Origin of the sequence: Caballeronia arationis, from assembly GCF_001544975.2 — a bacterium.
Classification (GTDB): Bacteria; Pseudomonadota; Gammaproteobacteria; order Burkholderiales; family Burkholderiaceae; genus Caballeronia; species Caballeronia arationis.
In genome coordinates, this window is sequence record NZ_FCOG02000405.1 from 1 (window position 1) to 1,682 (window position 1,682).

Here is a 1,682-nt window from a genome sequence, read left to right on the forward strand (position 1 = left end):
ACCACGCCGACAAGGAGAAATCCAGGGGTCCAGCTCGTGTAGGTGAGCAGCGCCGTCATCGTCCCGTTGAAAATGGCCAGCCCCCGGTCTGCCCCGCCCATCTGGCGCGGCAATGAGAGGCCTCGACTAACCTTGTGCTGGCGCATATCAACAGGCGTTGGCCATGTGGAAGTGGCTTTGCATGATCGGCACGGCGACCGACGCAATGCCGAGGCCCACCAGCACCACCGAGAACGTCTTGGCGATATTGCTTTCCGAGTTCGCCACCGCGACGCCGCCGAGCGTAATGAGCACGATGCCGATGCCGTACAGGTACGGGCCGCTGATCAGGTTGCTGATCGTGCAGATGATGTCGGTCAAGCCCGTCAGGTTGGAAAAGTCCCCCGCTGCCATCGCGGCCACCGACACCAGACTCAGCAGCGCGCCGACCAACATCGACTTGCCCGGGCGCAGATGCTTCGCGACCGTGGCGGCTCTATTCATTACCTTCTTGCCCTTCATTTGATGCTCCCGTTAAAAAACGCGTTGTAGGTCGTAATCGTTGTTTTTGAATCCCCGGATTTCGAGGATCTCGGAGACGTGCCGCATCTCGCCGGTGCGCTTGAAGTGCACGACGTAGTTGAAGCAGTCAGCGATGTTTTTGCGCATGTCTTCCAGTTCCCAGCGTGATCCGGTCGGGATGCCGAGCATGGCGAGCGATTCCAAGCGGCTGAGCGCCGTGCGCCCATTGTTCGCGTGGATGGATGCGAGACCGCCGTCGTGGCCGGTGTTGAGCGCCTGCAGCAGGTCGTAGGCTTCGCCGCCGCGCACTTCGCCAACGATGATGCGGTCAGGCCGGAAGCGCAGACACAGCGCGACAAGCAGTTGCGTCGTGACGTTGGTATCGGCGTTGGAGAGCAACCGCACGCGATTGGGCACGTGCAGCTTCAGTTCCATCGTGTCCTCGATGGAGATGACCCGCTGGTCGGACGGGATCTGTTCGATCAGCGCATTGAGGAACGTCGTCTTGCCCGCCGACGTTCCACCGGCGACGAGCACGTTCTTGCGCGACTGCACGAGCGCGACGAGCGCGCGCATGAGCGCTTCGTCCTCGATGCCTTCCTCGAAGTGAATGGCTTCCGCGTGTTCGGGTCGCGCGTTGGCTGCCGAGAACGCCCCCATGTTCACGTAGTCCGACAGCGTCAGCTTCGATTCGCGGTGCTTCCGGATGCTCAGCGCGTGCCCGTCGATCGACGTCGGGCTCATGACCGCTGCGATACGCAAGTTCTGATGACCGGCATTGATGATGCCCTTGTCGCTGCCGGCCTTCGCCGACTTCTCAACGGACGAGGCGAGCGAGTGAATTGCGCCTTCGAGCTGCTCGGGGCGCAGGTCGATGTTCTCGCGTGTCATTACGCCGCGCCGTTCGACCCAGACATTGCGGTAATCGTTGATCATGATTTCCGCGAGGTCGGGCGAGTCGAGCAATTCGCGCAGCGGCGAAAGCGCATGGAAGAACATGCGCACGGCTTCAGCTTCGAGTGGGCGCAGCTTTAGGATGTGATTGTCGGCAGACTCGGACATGCGATGCTTTGTGGGCGATCTAACATGTCGGCTATTGTTGGCGTTGGCAGACGTGCGCAGGCACCGAAAGAGGCGTCAAATTGAGCGGCTTTCGCGGCCGTAGATGCGCTCAGGCAGAG

Annotated in this window: 2 protein-coding genes; both read right to left on the bottom strand. The window is 61.3% G+C overall.

The genetic code is table 11. The features are described 5' to 3' along the window. Window positions 1–147 precede the first annotated feature (147 nt). Complete coding sequence (locus AWB81_RS42720; protein WP_062644594.1) at window positions 148–501, bottom strand: TrbC/VirB2 family protein; 354 nt, start codon at window positions 499–501, stop codon at window positions 148–150. Window positions 502–513: 12 nt separating this feature from the next. Beyond that, window positions 514–1,563 carry a TadA family conjugal transfer-associated ATPase gene (locus tag AWB81_RS42725; protein ID WP_062644597.1) on the bottom strand — a complete coding sequence of 350 codons (1,050 nt, stop codon included), beginning with the start codon at window positions 1,561–1,563 and terminating at the stop codon, window positions 514–516. Window positions 1,564–1,682: the final 119 nt, after the last annotated feature.